Below are 20064 nucleotides of genomic sequence, written 5' to 3' on the forward strand. Positions count from 1 at the left end.
GTGTTCGTCCTTTGACGGCGGAAGGAAGAGGGGACGGGGCTCAGTGGCGCGAACGGCGCACCAGGCCCGAGGTGTCCAGGATCAGCGCGACCTTGCCGTCGCCGAGGATGGTGGCGCCCGACACGTTGGGCACCTTGCGGTAGTTGGACTCCAGGTTCTTGATCACCACCTGCTGCTGGCCCAGCAGCTCGTCGACCATCAGCGCGACGCGCGAGCCGTCCGACTCCACCACCACCATGATCGGGCTGCCTGCGTTGAACTCGAAGCGCGGCACCTGGAACACCCGCTCCAGCTCGATCACCGGCATGTATTCCTCGCGCACCTTCACCAGCTGCGCGCCTTGCGCCACGGTGTTGATGTCGCCCGGTTTGATCTGGAACGACTCGATCACGCTGGACAGCGGCAGGATGTAGACCTCGTCGCTCACGCGCACCGTCATGCCGTCCATGATGGCCAGCGTGAGCGGCAGGCGCACTTTCACGCTCATGCCGTAGCCCTCGGCGGAGTCGATCTCGACCGTGCCGCCCAGCGAGGCGATGTTCTTCTTGACCACGTCCATGCCGACGCCGCGGCCCGACACGTCGGTCACCACCTCGGCGGTGGAGAAGCCGGGCGCCATGATCAGGTTCCACACCTCGTTGTCGCTCATCGAGTCGGGTGCATCCAGACCCTTTTCGCGGGCCTTGGCGAGCAGCTTCTCGCGCGACAGGCCCTTGCCGTCGTCGCGCACTTCAATCAGGATGCTGCCGCCCTGGTGGCTGGCCGAGAGCGTGATGTTGCCGTGCTCGGTCTTGCCTTTGGCGAGCCGTTCATGGGGCAACTCCAGGCCGTGGTCGCAGCTGTTGCGGATCAGGTGGGTCAGCGGGTCGGTGATCTTCTCGATCAGGCCCTTGTCGAGCTCGGTGGCTTCGCCGTGCGTGATCAGGTCGACCTTCTTGCCCAGCTTGGCGGCCAGGTCGCGCAGCATGCGCGGGAAGCGGTTGAACACGATCGACATGGGGATCATGCGGATCGACATCACCGCTTCCTGCAGATCGCGGGTGTTGCGGTCCAGGTCGGCCAGGCCGGCCAGCAGCGGCTGGTTGGCGGCGCTGTCGAGCTCGCGGCTCTTCTGCGCCAGCATGGCCTGGGTGATCACGAGCTCGCCCACGAGGTTGATCAGCTGATCGACCTTGCTCACCGACACGCGCAGCGTGCTCGAATCGGGGCCGGCCGGGGTGGGCGCGCGGACCTCTGCCTTGGGGGCGGCCTTGACCGGTGCCGCCAGCACCGGCGCAGGTTGCGCGCTGGTGCTCGGCTCGGCGGGAGCGGCGGCCGCCGGCACGCCGGGGGCGTCGTCAAAGAAGCCGAAGTCGGTGCCTTCGCCGGGGAGCGCGGCGGCCGGCGCGGGCGCCGGGCTGACCGCCGGGGCGGCCGCCGAGGTGTCGGTGATGCGGATCTGCTCCTTGCTCACGTGGAAGGTGAACAGGTCCATCAGGTCGGTGTCGCTGGAGGTGGTGAACACCCGGAACCAGCGCTGGTCCGCCTGGTCGCAGGGCAGGGCCTCGATGCGGCCGAGCCCGGTGATGTCGCGGAACAGCTCGACGATGCAGTCGGCCTCCGAGGGGTTGTCCAGCGGGCCGACCACGATCTGCAGTTCGCGCTCACCCTGGGCCAGTGTGGGGGCGGGGGCGGCGGCTGGTGCAGCGGGCGCATGGGCCACCGGCGCGGCCTGCGCCGGTGCTGGCGCAGGCGCCTGGGGGGGCGGGGGCGCACCGTGGGCCAGGTGGCTGATGCGGTCCACCAGCTCGCCGGTGGCGGGCGGCTCGACCCCCTGGCCCTGGTGGCGCGCCAGCAGCAGCTTGAGGGCGTCGGACGATTCGAGCAGCACGTCGACCATGGCCGCCGTGGGCTGCAGCTCGTGGCGGCGCAGCTTGTCCAGCAGCGACTCCATCTGGTGCGTCAGCTCGGCCACGTCGGCGAAGCCGAAGGTCGCGGCGCCGCCCTTGATCGAGTGCGCGCAGCGGAAGATGGCGTTGAGTTCTTCGTCGTCGGCCGCTTCCAGGTCCAGCGCGAGCAGCATCTGCTCCATCTGGTCCAGGTTCTCGCCGGCCTCTTCAAAGAAGATCTGATAGAACTGCGTGAGGTCAAAATTGCCGCCGGCGGCGGACTGGTTCTCGGTCATCGATTCACCCATGAGGGACTCCTTGGCGATGGGGGTGCGTGCTGGACATCAGCGGATGACTTTCTGGATGACCTCGATCAGGCGACCCGGATCAAACGGCTTCACCAGCCACCCGGTGGCGCCCGCGCTGCGACCGGCCTGCTTCATCTGGTCGCTCGACTCGGTGGTCAGGATCAGGATCGGCGTGGTCTTGAATTTGGGGTGGTCACGCAGCTTTTTCGTCAGCCCCAGGCCGTCCAGGCGCGGCATGTTCTGGTCGGTCAGCACGAGGTCGATGTGGTGCGTCTGCGCCTTTTCGAAGGCGTCCTGGCCGTCCACCGCCTCCACCACGTGAAAGCCGGCGCCAGTGAGGGTGAAAGACACCATTTTTCGCATGGAGGCCGAGTCGTCAACGGCAAGAATCGATTGCATGGGGTACTCCGAGGTTCAAACCAATATCGGCAAAAAGGGCGGGCGGCTTTAGAACAGGTCGATGGAGCCGGCGTCCATTTCGCTCTGCGTCACGGGGCTGGGCCGGTCGGCCATGGGGTCGGGCGTCATGGGCAGCTCACCTTCTTCGGCCTCCATGGCCTCGTCGGCGAGCTTCCAGGCGCAGCCCTGCAGCACCTTGCCGGTGTGCACGATGAGCTGGGTCGCCATGTCGTGGAACTGCAGCTCGGTCACGGCCTGGTGCAGGCTGTGGCGGATGCTCAGCAGGTCGTCGCTGTCCTTGCTGGTTGCCAGGTTGCCCAGGGCGTGGTTGGCGGTGCTGAAGCGCTCCAGCAGGTTGCCGGTGGCGTGGTCCAGCAGACCCTCCAGGCGTTTGAGGTCGGTCATCGCCATGAGCAGCGAATCCTGGACATCGGCGACCAGGTTCACGGGCAGGCTGACAGACGGCGGGGTCTGCAACATCATCGGATGGTCCATGGGTTTTGGGGCATAAGGGATGGGCTGGAGACCGGTCTGGGGCTGGCAGGGAAGTACAATTTTCCCGGTCTGTGACCATCTGTATCGGCAGATAACGGCCCAAATTCAACGCCATTTCAGCGCCTGTGCCCTGTGGCGCCGAAGCCCGGTTCACCCCACCCATTGCGAGCGGCATGTCAGAACACTCCGTATCCCGACCGCTGCGCATCCTCCACCTGGAAGACTCCCGGGTCGATCACGCCCTGGTGAAGTTCGCCCTGCAGCGCAGCCAGCTGCCGCACGAAATCCTGCTGGTGGACACCATGGACGACTTCCTGCGCGAGCTCGACTCGGGTGTCCACGACTTCGTGCTGGCCGACTACCACCTGCCCGGGTTCACGGGCCTGGACGCCTGGGAGCTGGTGCGCGAGCGGGGCATCGACATCCCCTTCGTGATCCTGTCGGGCGCCATCGGCGAAACCGCGGCGGTGGACGCCATGCACCGTGGCGTGAGCGACTACCTGCTCAAAGACAGCATGAACCGGCTGGCCCACGTGATCCAGCGCGCGGTGGAAGTGAGCCAGACCCGCAAGGCCAAGGCCGTGGCCGACGCCGAGCTCGCCGATTCACGCCGGCGCCTGGCCGAGCTGGCCGAACACCTGCAGACCAGCATCGATCAGGAGCGCGCCGACATCTCGCGCGAAATCCACGACGACATCGGCGGCGCCCTGGCCGCCGTCAAGCTCGACCTGTCCTGGGTCTCGCGCCGCACGCTGGACGCCGACGTGCGCCACCACATGGACGCCGCGCTGGAGATGCTGCAACATGCACTCGATGCGAGCCAGCGGATCATGATGAACCTGCGCCCCCCCATCCTCGACCAGGGGCTGGTGGCGGCTGTGCAGTGGCTGGCCGCCAGCTTCGAGAAGCGCGCCGGGGTGCGCGTGACCGTGCGACGCTCGTCCGAGCAGATCGACGTGCCGCGCGCGGTGCAGCTGGTGGCCTACCGCACGGCGCAGGAAGCCCTGACCAACGTGGCCAAACACGCGAACGCCACGGCCGTGGAGATCGACCTCAGCGACCTCGAGGGCGTGCTGACGCTGGAAGTGACCGACAACGGCCAGGGGCTGAGCAGCGAGGCGTTGAAGAAGGCCAAGTCCTTCGGCCTGCTCGGGCTCAAGGAGCGCGCGGCCAAGGTGGACGGCTGGCTCGACATCAGCTCCACCCGGCGCGGCACCTCGGTCATTCTGTCGGTGCCGCTGGCGACGCCCTCCAGCGCAGAGGGAGGTGAAGGCGATTTCAACCACGGGGACAAGAACAATGATCAAAGTGATTTTGTGTGACGACCACGCGGTGGTGAGGCGCGGCATCCGCGACACCATCTCCGAGGCGGTCGACATCCAGGTCGTCGGCGAAGCCGGCAGCTACCCCGAGCTGAGAGAGCAGATGCGCAAGGTGGAGTGCGACGTGCTCGTGCTCGACCTCAACATGCCCGGGCGCGGCGGGCTGGAGGTGCTCGCGGCCCTGCGCGACGAAGGCTCGCTGGTCAAGACCCTGGTGGTGTCCATGTACCCCGAAGACCAGTACGCCATCCGCTGCCTGCGCGCCGGCGCGCGCGGCTACGTCAACAAGGCCGGCGAGCCGGCCGAACTCGTGGCCGCCATCCGCACCGTGCAGCAGGGCCGCAAATACGTGACGCCCGAAGTGGCCCAGATGCTGGTGGACAACCTCAACGCCCCCGAGAGCCAGGAACTGCACGCCAGCCTCTCCGAGCGCGAGCTGCAGACCCTGCAGAAGATCGCCTCCGGCAAGAAGCTCTCGGAAATCGCCGAAGAGCTGATGCTCAGCCCCAAGACCGTGAGCGTGTACCGCGCGCGGGTGCTGGAGAAGCTGCACCTGGCGAACAACGCGGAGCTGACGGTTTACGCGATTCGGAACAGTTTGGTCTGAGTGTTGGCTTGCCCCTCTTCGAGCAGGAGTGGGTTTGGCAAAAACAACCGTAGCGCGTTCTCCAAGGCTTTCGGCGAAAGCTTGGCGGACCGTGATATCAATTTCCCCTGACGCAGAACGGACGCTGTTGGCGACCGGGAGCCGCGGGTCGCGCGACATGGTGCATGGATGGCGCGGTTACGGTCGGTAAAACAAATCCGATAGTATTTGCCATCACATACAACGCCGCCAAGCCAAGCGGCGACAGATTCAGCGGAGGAAATATGCACAGAAGGCTACACCCACGTCTATACATCATCTCCCTTTGCATTGCGCTGCTGGCACTGCTCAGCTCAGGCGCGGTTTGGGCGCAGTACGAAACCTACTGTATCCCGGACAAAGAAGATACACCCTTTATCTGTAAACCTGCGGAAGTAACTCCTTGGGTATACAGCGGTGGTAGCTATCCATTTCCGAATGCCTCAGTCAGGGGCCTCTCATCACTAGCTGCAGTGTTGGCTTCATGGGAGAGCTATGTAATTCGAGATTTGAATTGCTGCTCCGTGGGAACTTCGATCGACAAAGAGATCTATCGTGGCCCCAATCGATATGACTATTCGATAAGAACTATAGGAACTTCTAGCCAGCCCTCGTGCAACTCTACAATAGACACTACCTACCCATTCGGTGCTCATGCAAATCGAAGTGTCAGTTGCCCTGCCGGTTCAATGGGTCCCTTCTATAAGAAGGATGTCGAACCATGGGAGCCGTATTGTGTATTCACTCGGGTGGAGCCGATTGATCCTCCTTGCCAAACCTGCCCTTGTCCTGCGCAAGACGGGCAAAAGAAGGGAAACCCTGTTTTACCAGCCACTGCCGAAAAATTCGAAATAGATAGCGACCTCGAAACACCGGGCCCGCACCCGGTCAAATTGACCAGAATTTACAGAAGCGGGCGTGTGGGCGGAGGAACCCCATCGGCTTCAAGCATTTCGGTGTCAGCCGGTTCGGGTGGTGGCTCTTCTTCTGGGTCAAGTGCCGGCAGCTACTACAGTGCTCCCACAGAGCCAATCATTGGCAAAGGGTGGTCGATCAACTTGAGTGCGCGGTTGACGCTGGTCCAGAGTTCAATCGTGGGGCCTTCTCCAGGGAATCTTGGCTGGGCAATCATCAGCTTTGGTGACGGAAGGTATCGATCGTTCAAACCCAATGGTTGGGAGACGTGGAAGCCTTTGGCCACCATCAAGGACAAGTTTTGGGCCGTTCATCCCGATGGCGTAAGAACACTGAACAGTGAGTACATTTACCAGGCCATCGATTCAGGTGATCAGTTCATTTTTAAACTTGCCCCCAATCAGCCTTTTGATCCTGGATACTCGTCGACTGCTTTCTTGACCAAAATCAAGCATCAAAACGGGTGGACCACTCAGATTGAATATGAGTTTGGCTCAATACCGGATGACGCTAGAATAGTTTCAATGGTCAATGAATTTGGCCAAAAAATTGAGTTTTCCTACAATGCGAAGCGCCTCATCGAGGGGGCGAGGCTTGTCACGCCTTTAGGGGCTGTTGTATCAAATGTGATCTACGGATACGACGCCAATGACAACTTGGTCCAAGTGCTGTATTCGGACGGTGCGACCCGACAGCTGCATTATGAAGATCAGAACAATGGGTCTTGGTTGACGGGCTACAGTCTCAATGGTCAGCGTGTTGGCACCTACCGATATGACAGTTCTGGTCGCGCTATTGAAACGACAAAGGTTGCTGGGGCCGGGAGATACCTGCTCGACTACGTCAATACGAACGGAAAAATTCATACAACAGTCAATATCACCGACCCGCTGGGAACAACCCGCCTCTACGGCTACAACGCCACGGAGCATCGCCTCAACGTCTACCACGCAAGCTTGCCCTCAGAAAATCCGAATGCTGCGCCCATCAGAAACCGTTCGATCAACTCGTCTGGATTGGTGGTTTCAGAAAACGTCTTTCGAGGTTATCGGCTTACACACAACACCTATGACGAGGTCCGAGAGCTTCCCACTGTTGTTCAAGAGGGAGTCAGCACCCGCACCCAAACCATCACCTGGCACCCCACCTTCCGCCTGCCTACCCAGATCGACGAAACCGGCGGCAAGCGCACGACCTTTGCCTACGACGACAAAGGCAACCTGCTCCAGAAGACGATCACCGCCACCACCGGCACCCCTGTCAATCAAACCTGGGCCTGGACCTACAACGCCCTTGGCCTGATGGCCACCGAGACCGACCCGCGCGGCGCAACCACCACTTACGCCTACAACAGCTGGGGCCAGCTCATCAGCCAGACCAACGCCCTGGGCCACGTCACCACCTACGCCTACAACGCAGCGGGGCAGGTCTCGCAGATCAACGAGCCCACCGGCCTGGTCCGCTACCTCACCTACACCCCACGCAACTGGCTGGCGACCTCCACGCTCTCGGCCGGCGGCGTCAACCTCGCCACCGCCTACACCTACACGGTGGACGGCCAGGTCAAGAGCGTGGCGCTGCCCAACGGCCACACCATCACCTATTTCTACGACGCCGCCCTGCGCAACACCGGCTGGAGCGACAACCGGGGCCAGAGCGCCAGCCACACGCTCGACCCCGCCGGCAACGCCACCGACGAACAGGTGCGCAACAGCGGCGGTGTGCTGGCCCTGCAGATCAGGCGCACGATCAGCGCGCTCAACCGCGTGCAGAGCGAAACCCGGGGCGCGGGCATCGTCGAGACTTACACACAAGACGCCAACGGTCGCCTGGCCAGCGCCACCGACGCCCTGGGCATGACCACCACCTATGGCCGCGACGGCCTGGAGCGCATCAACCGCGTCACCGACGCCACCAGCCGTGCCGCCACCATCACCTACAACGCGCAAGACGCGGTGACCCAGGTGGTGGACTTCCAATACGTCACGACCAACTACACCCGCGACGTGCAAGGCAACGCCCGCTCCGAGGCCACGCCCGACGCCGGCACCACCGCATCGACCTATGACGCGCTGGGCCTGCCCAGTCGCATCGTCGACGCCCTGGGCCGCGCCAGCAACATCACCCGAGACGCGCTGGGCCGCCCCACGCTCATCACCCACAGCCCGGCCTCCGGCACCTCGGCCACCACCCCCGGTGGCAAGACCCTCACCACCCAGCTGCGCTACGACCTTAGCGGCAGCGCCTGCAACGCCAGCGGCCAAGCCAATGCCAGCCAGGGCCGGCTGTGTGAAGTGATCGACATGGTCGATGGCGTGACCCACGCCACCCCCCAATACCAGTGGGACGCATTCGGTCGCCTCACGGCCCAGGCGCAGACCCTCTCCAGCGCGGTGGCCAACCACAGCAATCTGCAGACCACCGCCTTCACCTACCTCGCCAGCGGCGGCGGCCAAGGCGAGCTGTCCACCATCACCTACCCCAGCGGCTCGGTGTTGACCCACCAATACAACGCCACCGGGCGCCTCACGGGCCTGCTCTGGAACGGTCAGCCGCTGATCGAGAACATCACCTACAACGCGCTGGACCAACCCCTGTCCTGGACCTGGGCCTTCGGCGACGCCAACACCGCCACCAGCCTCAACGCCACGCGCCTGTACAACACCGCGGGCCAGCTCACCGCCAGCGAGTTCGCCACCTTCGCCCCCGAGTCCACAGGCCGCATCGGCTCCGTCTCCCAAAAACTCATGAAGCCCAACGGCGCAGGCGGCTGGGTGGAAGAAGAGGTGCCCTTCAACGCCCTGTACAACGCCCTGGGCCAGCTCACCAGCTTCACCGCCGTGGGCACATCGCCCGAGTTCGAGTGGGGCCACACCTACAGCTACGACAACAACGCCAACCGCACCGGCGGAACCATCACCGCCAACGGGGCGTCGATGAGTTTCACCAGCGGGCTCACCAGCAACCGGCTGACCAACGCCGCGGGCATCACGGTAACCACCAACGCGGCGGGCGACATCACCAGCTTGCTGGGCAAGACGATGGCGTATGACAGCGCCGGGCACCTTGCGGAGGCGACAGCCGTGCCGCCTTGCCCTTCGGGCCAGAACTGCGCGGGCCAGCAGACCACGCTGAGCCGCTTCAACGGCTGGGGCCAGCGCTACCTGCGGGACACGCCGAGCACACAGACGGTGTTCACCTACGGGAGTGACGGCTTCAACCTGCTGTCGGAGACCACGCGCAACCTCGGCACCTCGCAGCTCTCGACGACAGAACACATCTACCTGCCCACGGCGAATGGGTCGATGCCGGTGGCGGTGGTCATCGATGGGGTGCACTTCGCGGTGCACAGCGACCACCTGAACACGCCCCGCAAGCTGAGCGATGCAGCCGGACAGACACAGTGGCAATGGCCGTACAGCGGGTTCGGTGAGATCGGGCCGCAGAGCACGCCTGCCTCAGGCCAGGCCCCGGTGAGCTACAGCTTGCGCTACCCCGGGCAGGTTGACGATGGCAACGGGCTGTTCTACAACTGGCACCGGTTCTATGACCCGAGGGTGGGGCGGTACACCTCTGCGGATCCGATTGGGTTGGGGGGTGGGTGGAACCGGTTTGGGTATGTGGATGGCAATCCGTTGGGGTTGGTGGATCCTGAGGGGCTTGCGGCGGAGCACACCAAGAATGCTCGCCCGAGCACGCAGCAAAAGCATCAGGAAGCAGAGTCTCGAAGAGCGAGAGATGCTGGGGGCGAAAAAGGCGACAAAAATCGTCGCCCTCCGAGTAAGAAGCCACCTGGCTACAAAGGTCCTTGGCCGATACGAGGAATTGTTCCACTGGTATGTCCGTTGTGCGAGGTTTTGGAGCCGCAGCCTTTGCCTGGACCTGAGCGCTGTTGAAATGATGGAAATCTCATGATCAAAAAAGGCATCAAGACCCCCGCCAAACACTTGTACGACTTAGCGCTGAAGGCGGCTAGTCGAAAACACCCTGACTTGGCGCGCGCAAGTGCCTTGCTGGAGGAGGCGCACGACCAAGGGGATCGGCGTGCGACCTATGCAATGGCAACTTGGTATCTGTTTGGGAATGAGGTCTATCCCAAGAATTTGCGTAAGGCCGTCCAACTTCTCAAGTTGGCGGCTATGGCTGATATCGCATCTGCGCACTTTGATTTGGCCGTCAGCTATGAGACAGGGCAGGGTATCAAGAAGAATGAGCAAGCTGCCTATAGGCACTTCCTTGCAGCGGCTCTGAATGGGGATAACGAGTCTTTGACCGAGGTCGGCCGCTGCCTCTACTATGGGATTGGAATTGCACGTGATCGCAAGGCTGCTGAGGTGTGGTTTCGTCGAGCAGAAGCGTTGGGTGTAGACGTTCGATGATCACTCGGTACTGCCGGTTGCTGCAAATCGGGCGGATTCAAGTCTGAAATGCAACATCTGCGACCAGCTCACCTTCGCTGATAGATCCGGCCCCCTGATGTTTGAACACCCCTCACCCCAACCCTCTCCCGCAGGCGGGAGAGGGAGTCAAGACAAAACCGGGCCGGATCAATAGTCCACCGGATCGCAGGCCCTGCGTGGCAAGATGCCTCCCTCTTGAAAGGAACTCCCATGGGCATCGCAAAAATTCTCGGCATCGTCCTCATCGCCGCCGGCGCGCTGGGCCTGCTGTTCGGCGACTTCAGCTTCAACAAGGCCAGCCACGAGCTCAAGCTCGGGCCGCTGGAGCTCTCGGTCACCGAAAAACAGACCGTGCCCGTGCCCACCTGGGCCAGCCTGGTAGCCATCGCTGCGGGCGTGGGGTTGCTGGTGTTTGGGGGCAGCAAGAAGGGGTGAAGCCTTCCTTTGTGTCATCGGATGGGGTGGCCCTGTACAGGGCCACCCAGCGAGATGGCACATGACAGCCCAAGGTGCCGAACATGCCCAACCCCCATCGCCTCCTGCTCACCCTGTCGCTGCTGAGCCTGTCCGCAGCAGCCCTCGCCGAACCCCTGCCACCCGCCGCGAAAGCAGAAGTGACGGCGGTACTGAACCGGCTGGAGGCTTCGGGTTGCGAGTTCAACCGCAACGACCGCTGGTACAGCGCGGCGCAGGCGCGCGCGCACCTGCAGCGCAAGCTGGACTATGTTGAAAGCAAGGCGTCGGCCAAGACCGCCGAGGGCTTCATCAACCTGGCCGCCAGCAAGAGCAGCGTCACCGGTGTGGCCTACCAGGTTCGGTGCAGTGGGCAGGCGCCCGAGGCCAGCGCTGCCTGGTTGCTGAAGCAGCTGGCCGAGCTGCGCCGCGCGAAGCCGGGCGCTTGAGCGCTGGAAGACACACCATGTCCTACCTGAACCGACGCTGCTTCCTTTCGCTGAGCCTGCCCTGCGGTTTGCCGTGGCTCACCGCCTGCAGCAAAGACGACCCGCAGGCCGCGCTCGAAGCCGCCGCGCAGCAGCTGCAGGACCACCTCGAAGCCAAGGACTCGGGCGCGGTGTTCGACATGCTGGACCCGCAGTTCCGCGCGAAAGACGAGTTCGACCGCGACTGGGCGCGCAAGACCATGGCGCTGATGTTCCTGCGCTACGCCAATGTGAAGGTGATCGCGGTCACGCGCAGCAGCCGCATCGACCCGCCGGGTTCGCCCATCGGTGTGACCGAGGCGCAGATCGTGGTCACGGGTGCGCAGGGGCTGATTCCCGAGCGGGCCTCGCCCTACACGGTGCAGCTGCGCTGGCAGCGCGATGGTGACGAATGGAAGCTGCGCGACCTGCAGTGGGAATGAGGCCGCAATACAGCCAGCGGTCCAACCGAGGGCACCGCCGGGCCGCCCTTCGACAGGCTCAGGACGGACGGCAGGTGCGCCTTGCAGGCCGCAGCCTCGCCGGAGGCGAGGCTTCTTCGGGCTGTCCAAGCCTGCGCAGGCAGGCTTGGAGCCGCGGCCCTCAGCCCCCTGGGGGGGCGCGCGCAGCGCGGCGGGGGGAGCTTGTCAGCCTCCGGTGAAGATCTCGGTCGCGAGCTTCATGAGGCCGACGATGGGGCCTTCGAGCAGGGGCAGCGTGACCGCGATGCCGAGCAGGCCGGTGGTGAGTGTGAGCGGGAAGCCGATGGCGAAGGCGTTCATCTGCGGCGCGACGCGCGAGACGAAGCCGAGCACGATGTTGACGAAGAGCAGCATGCCGATCATGGGCAGCGCGATCCACAGCCCGTAGCGGAACACGACAGCGCCCAGCTCGTGCAGGCGCATGCGGTTGATCGACTCGAAGGCGCTGGCGCCGATGGGGAAGGTCTCGAAGCTCGACACCACGGCCTGCAGCACCATGAGGTGGCCGTTGAGGATGACGAAGAGCAGCATGGTGGTGTTGCCGAAGTAGCGCCCCACCGCGCTGGTCTGCTGGTTGGTCGAGGGGTCGAAGAAGCCGGCGTAGTTCAGGCCCATCTGCAGGCCGATCACCTCGCCCGCCAGCTCGACCGAGGCGAACACGATGCGCACCGCCAGCCCGATGGCGATGCCGACCACCACCTGCTGCATCACGACCCCGAAGGCCTGCGAATCACCCAGGCCGATCACCGGCTGCTCAGGCAAGCCCGCCTGCGCACAGATCGCCACCAGCATCGCCAGCGCCACCCGGCTGCGCATCGGCACCGTGCGCGCAGAGAAGATCGGCGCACTCGAAAACACCGCCAGGATCCGCAGAAACGGCCAGAACACCGGCGAGATGATCGCCATGATGTCGGCCTCGGTGAACGAGATCATGAGCGAGCGCTACAGAAGAACGAGCGAACGGATGCCACCGAGCGAGGGGAAGTCAGCCCCAGGGCACCGCCGGGCCGGCTTTGCCGGACGGCCAGTGCCGCCCCCTCGGGGGGGTGACGCGAAGCGGCGCAGGGGGGCATCTCTAAATGGCGTGGTTCGGGATCGACAAAATCGTGCTGCGGATGAAATCCACCAGCGTGTTCATCATCCACGGCCCCGCGATGGCAAACACCGCGATGGCCGCGATCAGCTTGGGCACGAAGGAGAGCGTGGCTTCGTGGATCTGCGTGATGGCCTGGAACAGGCTCACCAGCAGGCCCACCGCCAGCACCGAGCCGAGCACCGGGGCCGAGAGCATGAGCACGGTGTAGAGCGCGTTCTGCGCCATCGTGAGTGCGGCTTGGGAGTCCATGTCAGAAGGTCCTTTTTCTAGGTCGCGAAGGACGCTGCCAGGGAACCCAGCAGCAGGTTCCAGCCGTCGGCCAGAACAAACAGCATCAGCTTGAACGGCAGCGCCACCAGCACCGGCGACAGCATCATCATCCCCAGCGACATCAGCACGCTGGCGACCACCATGTCGATCACCAGGAAGGGGATGAAGATCATGAAACCGATCTGGAACGCGGTCTTGAGCTCGCTGGTGACGAAGGCTGGCACGATCACGCGGAACGGCGCGGTCTCGGCGGTCACGTCCTGCGGCAGCTTGGCGAGGCGGGCGAAGAGCTCGAAGTCGCTCTGGCGCGTCTGCTTGAGCATGAAGGCGCGCATGGGGCTCTGGCCGCGCTCCAGCGCCTGCTCGAAGCTGATCTGGTTGGCGGTGTAGGGCGCGTAGGCCTCGGTGTAGACCTTGTCCAGCGTGGGGCCCATCACGAACAGTGTGAGGAACAGCGAGAGGCCGATGATCACCTGGTTGGGCGGGGCCGACTGGGTGCCCAGCGCCTGGCGCAGCAGCGAGAGCACGATGACGATGCGGGTGAAGCCCGTCATGAGCAGCAGCACCGCCGGCAGGAACGAGAGCGCGGTGAAGAACAGCAGGGTCTGGATCGGCACCGAGTAGCTGTTGCCCCCCGCCCCCTGGCCCACCATGATGGGCAGCGACGGGCCGGGAACGGCCTGTTGTGCCCAGGCGCTGCCGCCGAGAAGCATCAGCGCGATCAGCAGCAGGAGCGGGCGAACCGCCGAAGACATGTCACTGCGTCGCATCGGGGGCTTTCCGGAATTGGGCCAGCCTGGCGGCGAAGCCACCGAGGGGCAGGGCGGGCGCGGCGGGTTCATCGGCGGGTGCCGGCATCGGCAGGCTGTGCAACGGGGTCACGCTGCCGGCCGACACGCCCAGCACCAGGCAGACGCTGCCTTCACCCTGGCCCACCTGCACCGTGACCACGCGTTGCTGCGGCCCCAGCGCGAGCGTGCTGAGCACCTGCAGCGACGGACCGGTCTGCCGGGCGGCGCCCGGCAGGTGGCGGCGGTAGCGTTGCAGCGCCCAGGCGATGCACACCATCAAGATGAGCAGCACCAGGGCGGGAGCGGCGTTTTGCAACATAGAGAAGAACTAAAAAACTAAAGAAAAGAATCAAGAAACCGAAAACAAACCCGAAGCCGGCGAAAGTGCCTCCAACCCAGAGACACCGAGGAACCGGCTCCGCCGGGCCTCTGGTGTCGCCCCCCTGAAGGGGGGTGGCGCCGAAGGCGACGCGGGGGGTTAGCTTTTGGACACGCGTCGCATGCGCTCGGACGGTGTGACGATGTCGGTCAGCCGGATGCCGAATTTGTCGTTCACCACCACCACCTCGCCCTGTGCGATCAGGTAGCCGTTGATGAGCACGTCCATCGGCTCGCCGGCCAGTGCGTCGAGCTCGACGATGGAGCCTTGCGCGAGCTGCAGGATGTACTTGATCGGCACCTTGGTGCGGCCCAGTTCCACCGTCAGCTGCACCGGGATGTCCAGCACCATCTGGATGTCCTGCATGGGGTTGCCGCTGGCCGGGGCCGGGGCCGGCGTCGCGCGGCTGTCGTCGAAAGCCGGCGCGCTGTCGTGCGCGCTGCTGCCGGAACTGGCGACGGCCTGCTCTTCCAGGGCCTGCGCCCAGTCGTCGGTGACGGAATCGTTCATGGTGTCGGGGCTCTCAGTGGACATAGGGGTCTCCTTGCCAGGTCTTCTCGGGGTCGGACAGCTTGCGGTCGATGCGCAGCGCGTACTTGCCCTTGTGCGTGCCGTACTGGCACTCGAACAGCGGCACGCCGTCCACGTGGGCCTTGATGGAGGGCTGGCGGTCCAGTTCAATGAAGTCGCCGACCTGCATCGCCAGCAGCTGTTCCACCGTGGCGTCGGTCTGGGCCAGCTCGGCCACCATCGTGACCTCGGCCGCCTGGATCTCGTGGCTGAGCAGCTTGACCCAGCGGCGGTCGACCTCGATCGCATCGCCCTGCACGCTGGAATAGAGCACGTCGCGGATCGGTTCCAGCGTGGCGTAGGGAATGCAGATGTGCAGCGAGCCGGTGATGTCGCCGATCTCCAGCGTGAAGCTGGTGGAGACCACGATCTCGCTGGGGGTGGCGATGGTGGCGAACTGGGGCTGCATTTCCGATCGCTGGTAGGACAGCTCGATCGGGTACACGCCGCGCCAGGCCTTCTTGTATTCCTCGGCCACCACCTCGACCAGCCGGTCGATGACGCGCTGCTCTGTGGGCGAGAAGTCGCGCCCCTCGATGCGGGTGTGGAACTTGCCGTTGCCACCGTAGAGGCTGTCGATCACGCCGAACAGCAGGGAGGGCTCGCACACCACCAGGCCGTTGCCGCGCAGCGGACGCACCGCCATGATGTTGAAGTTGGTGGGCACCACCAGTTCACGCAGGAAGGCGCTGTATTTCTGCACCTGCACCCCGCCGACCGACACCTCCGGGCTGCGCCGGATGAAGTTGAACAGGCCCAGCCGCAGGTTGCGGGAGAAGCGCTCGTTGATGATCTCCATCGTGGGCATGCGCCCACGCACGATGCGCTCCTGGCTGGACAGGTTGTAGGTGCGAACGCCGTCGGTGGGCGTGTCGTCCTTTTCCAGCTTCTGGCTCTCGCCGGTGACCCCCTCCAGCAGGGCATCGACCTCATCCTGGGACAGAAACGAATCAGCCATGGCGTCGGGCCTCTGGAATCACTGCACGATGAAGCTGGAGAACAGCACGGCCTGCACCGGGTTGGGCGGTGCCTTGCGGCGCGGCTTCTTGCCCTGTGCTGCATCGGCCTCCGGCGCGTCGACCGGGTAGCCCATCTGGCGCGAGATCACGGCAATGATGTCCTTCGCCAGCTTTTCCTTGCCCGTGACCTGCAGGATCTCGTCGGCCGTGAGCTGGGAGATCAGCACCAGCAGGCTGCTGCGGATGCTGGGCAGGTAGACCTTCACTTCCTCACTGGTCTTGTCGTCCTGCAACTGCAGGGTGATGCCCAGCTGGACAAAGCGGGCGCCGCCGGGATCGGCGAGGTTCACCACCATGTTGTCCATGGGCAGGTAGGTCGGTGGCGTGCTTTTGGCGTCGCTGTGCTCCTCGACCACTTCGGTGCCGTCCATGTCTTCTTCGGCCTCCGCGGCGTTCTTCTTCAGCAGGAAGAAGGCGCCGCCCGCAGCGGCCAGCGCGAGCACGACCACGCCGATCAGGATGAACAGCAGCTTCTTGCTTTTGGGTTTCGCCGGGGCCTGGGCATCGGCGGTGGCGGTGGCAGCGGGCATGGGATTTCTCCAGAAAATCGCCGGTGAGGAGGGCGGTGCGCACCGCGGATGGCGGTGGGCTCTGGAGGAATTATTGAGCGCCACCCCCGGGCCTGTAGCCCGGAATAGCGCTGGAAAAGCCGCTTATTCGCGCGCCCCGGAGGCGCGCCGCGCGGTTACACAAACATGTCGAGGGGGCGGCTGCCGTCGCTGCGCGGGCGCAGTGAAACGGCCGCCGGGGCCGGCGTGGCGGTGGCGGTGGTGCTGCCGTTGCGCGGGGCGGTGGCCGGTTGGGGGCGGGGTTCGCCGGGGTCGCCGCGCCCCGGGTGCTGGCCCTGCGCGCCCACCGACACGTCGCCGAGCTGGATGCCGCTGCGCTGCAGCAGGTCGGCCAGCGATTCGCCCGCGTTCTCGCGCAGCTCGGCCCGCGCTTCGGCGTTGTCGGTGCGGAAGGCGACGTTCAGTTCCTGGCCGCTCATCGAGAGCTGGATGTCGATGGCCTCTTCGCCGCCGTCGCCCACGCGCAGGCTGGCCTGGCGCAGGGTGGTGGGGGACGACCAGGCGCCCAGGGCCTCCTCGGCGTCCTGGTCGGTCAGCGCCTCGTCGAAACCGTGGCTGTCGGTCGAGGTGTCGCTGTCGCCGGACAGGGCGGTCTGGTGGTCCTGACCCGCGTCGCCCCCGGTGCCGGGCTGTTCGCCGGCGAAGCCGCCAGCGCCCGACGCGCTGCCCTGGCCGTGGGGGATGAAGCCGGCCGACGGCGTGGGGGTGTCACCCACCGCCGCCTGGTTGAACCGGTCGTCGAGCGTGACGGTGCTGCGCAGCGCCACGGGGTTGAACGTCTCCAGGCGGACCTGCAGCCGCTCGCTCAGGCTGTGGCTCAGGTTCTGGCTCGCGTGCTGCTGTTGCACGCTGGTGGTGGTCGCGCTGGAGACCGTGCTGCGCCAGGCGGTGGGACGGGTGGCGGGCGGGGCGACGGGGGATTCGGTGGTCGCCGGGTGGGGCGGCGTGGCGCGTGCCTCGCCCTCGCCGCGGGCGAGCGCGGCCAGGGTCTGTTCGTCGGGCGCGGCGGGCTGTTCCAGCCGCTGCATGCCCTGCAGATCCACCCCGGTGGGGGCGGCCCCCGGGGCCTCGGCGGCCAGGGGGGGTGTCCCGGTCGGGGGGAGTGCGGTGCCGTTCAGGGCCGCGGCGGGCGCGGAGGCGCTGGACGTCAGGGGCCCGGTGCCCGCTGCCCCGGACCAGCCCAGGAGGTGATCGGTGGGCAGGTCGTGGGCGGACAGCGCCTGGGGATCGGTGTCATCGGCCGCCGTGTCGGGCGGGAGGTCTGGTGGGATGTCGGGGGTCGCGCTCAGCAGCGAGAGCATGGCGGCAAACAGGTCGGGGCTGGCTTCCTGGCCGTGGCCACCGGCACCGGGCTTGCGCGGATTGGCGGCCTGCGCGCGCGCGGCCGCGGTCTGGGCGGAGTGGCTCTGGGTGGTGGAGGTGGTGCTGGTCATGGGAATACCTTCGTGCTGCGCACCGCGGTGCGAGCTGGCGTGGAACGGCCCGGCGCTGAAACAATGGGAGTACCTCCACCCTGCGGGCTGCGGTGCGCGCTGGCTTGGGAACGGCCCGGCGCTGCGCTCATGACCGCAACCCCTGTGCGTGGGCCAGGCTCTGGCGCAGGTGGATGGTGAGGGCCATTTCGTCGGTGGCCTTCTGTTCCTGGCGCAGGGTCCGGTGGTCGATGGCCTGCTGCTTGCGGTCGGCGTACTTGCGCAGACCCGCCACGTCGCGCTCGGCGGCATAGACCTGGGCCTGGGCGCGTTCCACCGAGTCTTCGCGGTTGCGCTGCACGGCCAGCTGGAAGTCCACGGCGTGTTCGATCTTCTGCATGAACTGGCGGTGGTGGTGCAGCAGGGCCGCGTCGACACCGCTGGTGCTGCTGCGCGTGGCCCAGCGCTGGTGGGCCTCGTCGGCGTAGGTCTTGAGCTGGGTCAGCTGCTCCTGCGCCATGTGCAGTTCCCGCTTGGCCTGTCCCAGCACGGTCAGCGCGTCATCGCGCCGCCGCGTCGCCAGTTCCACCACCTTGTGCAAGGTCTGCATGTTGCTCATTTTTGTGGCTCCGAAGTGTGAAAGGTCCCAACCGCGAAACACCGCGGAACCGGCTTTGCCGGGCCGCTGGTGTTGCCCCCTTGAGGGGGGATGCGGCTACGCGCAGCGAGCAAGCAACGGGGGTGGGTCATGCCTCATACGGGTTGTGGAGGGGGCGGGTCTGGCGCTGCTTCGGGTCCTTGCCCCCTTTGTCTTCCTGCAGCGCCGTGGCGAGCTGTTTCAGGCTGGCGTCCATCGTGGCGGCCTCGTGCATGTCCTGCATCAGGAAACGCTGCAGACCGGGGTAGAGCACGATGGCGCGGTCGGTCTCGGGGTCGCTGCCGGCGGCGTAGGCGCCGAGCTGGATCAGGTCGCGGCTCTTCATGTAGCGCGAGTAGTTGTTGCGGAACTTGCGAGCCAGCTCCAGGTGCACGGCACCGGCCACGTTGTGCATCACGCGCGAGGCCGAGGCCTCGACGTCGATGGCGGGGTAGTGGCCCGACTCGGCGAGCGCGCGCGAGAGCACGATGTGGCCGTCGAGAATCGCGCGCGCCGCGTCGGCGATCGGGTCCTGCTGGTCGTCGCCCTCGCTGAGCACGGTGTAGAAGGCGGTGATCGAGCCCTTGCCGTTCAGCCCGTTGCCGCTGCGCTCCACCAGCTGCGGCAGCTTGGCGAAACAGCTCGGCGGGTAGCCCTTGGTGGCGGGCGGCTCGCCGATGGCGAGTGCGATCTCGCGCTGCGCCATGGCGTAGCGCGTGAGCGAGTCCATGAGCAGCAGCACGTGCAGCCCGTCGTCGCGGAAGCGCTCGGCGATCGCGGTGGCGTAGGCCGCGCCCTGCATGCGCACCAGCGGCGGCGAGTCGGCCGGCGCGGCCACGACGACCGAGCGCTTGCGGCCCTCGTCGCCGAGGATGTCTTCGATGAACTCTTTCACCTCACGGCCGCGTTCGCCGATCAGGCCGACCACGATCACGTCGGCCTTGGTGTAGCGCGCCATCATGCCCAGCAGCACCGACTTGCCGACGCCGGAGCCGGCGAACAGGCCGATGCGCTGGCCCCGGCCCACGGTGAGCAGGGCGTTGATCGCGCGCACGCCGGTGTCCAGCGGCTCGCGCACCGGGTCGCGGTCCATCGCATTGAGCGGGGCGCGGTCCATGGGCTCGATGTCCACGTTGGTGATCGGCCCCTGGTGGTCCATCGGGTGGCCATGGGAATCGACCACGCGGCCCAGCAGGCCCCGGCCCAGCGGCAGGCGCAGCAGGCCGCGGTCGCCCGGGGAGGGCGGCTTGTTCACCTGGCCCAGGCGCGGCACCGGGCGGTAGGGCGGCAGCGGCGTCACGCTGGCGCCGCTGGCCAGGCCGTGGGTGTCGCCGGCGGGCATGAGGAAGGCGCGGTCGCTGGAGAAGCCCACGACCTCGGCGAGCACCGGCTCCTTGGCGCCGTTGGCGATCAGGCACTGCGAACCCACCGGCACCCTCAGGCCCACGGCTTCGAGCACCAGCCCGGCCAGGCGCGTGAGCGTGCCGCGCACCTCCATCGGGGTGTGGACGTTGGCGTTGGTGCGCAGGTCGTCCATGAAGTGGTCCCAGCGGCCCTCAGTGCCCAGTGTGCTGTCGGTCATGTCAA

20 protein-coding genes are annotated in these 20064 nt (G+C 65.6%); 7 read left to right on the plus strand and 13 right to left on the minus strand.

The window, feature by feature from the left end:
- Positions 1-40: 40 nt before the first annotated feature.
- The 3 genes from IM738_RS00675 to IM738_RS00685 are packed head-to-tail and all read right to left on the minus strand — an operon-like array spanning position 41 to position 3055.
- Entirely contained in the window at positions 41-2176 is a 2136-nt protein-coding gene (locus tag IM738_RS00675) for a chemotaxis protein CheA (RefSeq protein WP_442908476.1), read from the minus strand.
- 36 nt (positions 2177-2212) lie between these two features.
- Positions 2213-2575, minus strand: a complete 363-nt coding sequence (locus IM738_RS00680; RefSeq protein ID WP_236963984.1) for a response regulator — start codon at positions 2573-2575, stop codon at positions 2213-2215.
- Positions 2576-2623: 48 nt separating this feature from the next.
- On the minus strand, positions 2624-3055 hold the full coding sequence (locus IM738_RS00685) for a hypothetical protein (protein WP_236963985.1): 432 nt from the start codon (positions 3053-3055) through the stop codon (positions 2624-2626).
- A gap of 188 nt (positions 3056-3243) precedes the next feature.
- Between IM738_RS00685 and IM738_RS00690 the strand changes: the two genes are divergently transcribed.
- The 7 genes from IM738_RS00690 (at position 3244) to IM738_RS00720 (ending at position 11695) form a co-directional block, all read left to right on the plus strand.
- Positions 3244-4392 (plus strand): hybrid sensor histidine kinase/response regulator, encoded by a 1149-nt coding sequence (locus IM738_RS00690; RefSeq protein ID WP_236963986.1) that lies wholly within the window; start codon positions 3244-3246, stop codon positions 4390-4392.
- Positions 4370-4999: a response regulator gene (locus IM738_RS00695; RefSeq protein ID WP_236963987.1), complete on the plus strand. Its 630-nt coding sequence runs from the start codon at positions 4370-4372 to the stop codon at positions 4997-4999. Before IM738_RS00690 ends, IM738_RS00695 begins: the two co-directional genes overlap by 23 nt.
- Before the next feature lie 1952 nt (positions 5000-6951).
- Complete coding sequence (locus IM738_RS00700) at positions 6952-9828, plus strand: RHS repeat-associated core domain-containing protein (RefSeq protein WP_236966424.1); 2877 nt, start codon at positions 6952-6954, stop codon at positions 9826-9828.
- 15 nt (positions 9829-9843) lie between these two features.
- Complete coding sequence (locus tag IM738_RS00705) at positions 9844-10311, plus strand: tetratricopeptide repeat protein (RefSeq protein ID WP_236963988.1); 468 nt, start codon at positions 9844-9846, stop codon at positions 10309-10311.
- Between the two features lie 231 nt (positions 10312-10542).
- Entirely contained in the window at positions 10543-10767 is a 225-nt protein-coding gene (locus IM738_RS00710) for a hypothetical protein (protein WP_236963989.1), read from the plus strand.
- Positions 10768-10850: 83 nt separating this feature from the next.
- On the plus strand, positions 10851-11234 hold the full coding sequence (locus IM738_RS00715; protein WP_236963990.1) for a DUF5329 domain-containing protein: 384 nt from the start codon (positions 10851-10853) through the stop codon (positions 11232-11234).
- Between the two features lie 17 nt (positions 11235-11251).
- Positions 11252-11695: a hypothetical protein gene (locus IM738_RS00720; RefSeq protein ID WP_236963991.1), complete on the plus strand. Its 444-nt coding sequence runs from the start codon at positions 11252-11254 to the stop codon at positions 11693-11695.
- Between the two features lie 204 nt (positions 11696-11899).
- Here the strand turns inward: IM738_RS00720 and fliR are convergent, their stop codons facing one another.
- From fliR to fliI, 10 genes are all read right to left on the minus strand, one after another.
- A complete protein-coding gene (fliR, locus tag IM738_RS00725) occupies positions 11900-12667 on the minus strand; it encodes a flagellar biosynthetic protein FliR (protein ID WP_236963992.1) in 768 nt (255 codons plus the stop codon).
- 142 nt (positions 12668-12809) lie between these two features.
- On the minus strand, positions 12810-13079 hold the full coding sequence (gene fliQ, locus IM738_RS00730; RefSeq protein WP_236963993.1) for a flagellar biosynthesis protein FliQ: 270 nt from the start codon (positions 13077-13079) through the stop codon (positions 12810-12812).
- Positions 13080-13096: 17 nt separating this feature from the next.
- The gene (gene fliP, locus IM738_RS00735; protein WP_077331687.1) at positions 13097-13855 is read right to left on the minus strand and encodes a flagellar type III secretion system pore protein FliP; all 759 of its coding nucleotides are present in this window, start codon (positions 13853-13855) and stop codon (positions 13097-13099) included.
- Between the two features lies 1 nt (position 13856).
- A complete protein-coding gene (locus tag IM738_RS00740) occupies positions 13857-14210 on the minus strand; it encodes a FliO/MopB family protein (protein ID WP_236963994.1) in 354 nt (117 codons plus the stop codon).
- A 159-nt stretch (positions 14211-14369) separates the two neighbouring features.
- Positions 14370-14804 carry a flagellar motor switch protein FliN gene (fliN, locus tag IM738_RS00745; protein ID WP_236963995.1) on the minus strand — a complete coding sequence of 145 codons (435 nt, stop codon included), beginning with the start codon at positions 14802-14804 and terminating at the stop codon, positions 14370-14372.
- A complete protein-coding gene (gene fliM, locus IM738_RS00750; protein ID WP_236963996.1) occupies positions 14794-15798 on the minus strand; it encodes a flagellar motor switch protein FliM in 1005 nt (334 codons plus the stop codon). The genes fliN and fliM overlap by 11 nt, the downstream gene beginning before the upstream one ends.
- Positions 15799-15816: 18 nt before the next feature.
- Positions 15817-16389 carry a flagellar basal body-associated FliL family protein gene (locus IM738_RS00755; RefSeq protein ID WP_236963997.1) on the minus strand — a complete coding sequence of 191 codons (573 nt, stop codon included), beginning with the start codon at positions 16387-16389 and terminating at the stop codon, positions 15817-15819.
- A 155-nt stretch (positions 16390-16544) separates the two neighbouring features.
- On the minus strand, positions 16545-17861 hold the full coding sequence (locus IM738_RS00760; protein WP_236963998.1) for a flagellar hook-length control protein FliK: 1317 nt from the start codon (positions 17859-17861) through the stop codon (positions 16545-16547).
- Positions 17862-17988: 127 nt separating this feature from the next.
- Positions 17989-18459 (minus strand): flagellar export protein FliJ, encoded by a 471-nt coding sequence (gene fliJ, locus IM738_RS00765; protein ID WP_236963999.1) that lies wholly within the window; start codon positions 18457-18459, stop codon positions 17989-17991.
- 127 nt (positions 18460-18586) lie between these two features.
- Positions 18587-20059, minus strand: a complete 1473-nt coding sequence (gene fliI / locus IM738_RS00770; RefSeq protein WP_442908477.1) for a flagellar protein export ATPase FliI — start codon at positions 20057-20059, stop codon at positions 18587-18589.
- Between the last annotated feature and the right edge of the window lie 5 nt (positions 20060-20064).

Source organism: Hydrogenophaga sp. SL48 (genome assembly GCF_021729865.1).
Taxonomy (GTDB): Bacteria; Pseudomonadota; Gammaproteobacteria; order Burkholderiales; family Burkholderiaceae_C; genus Hydrogenophaga.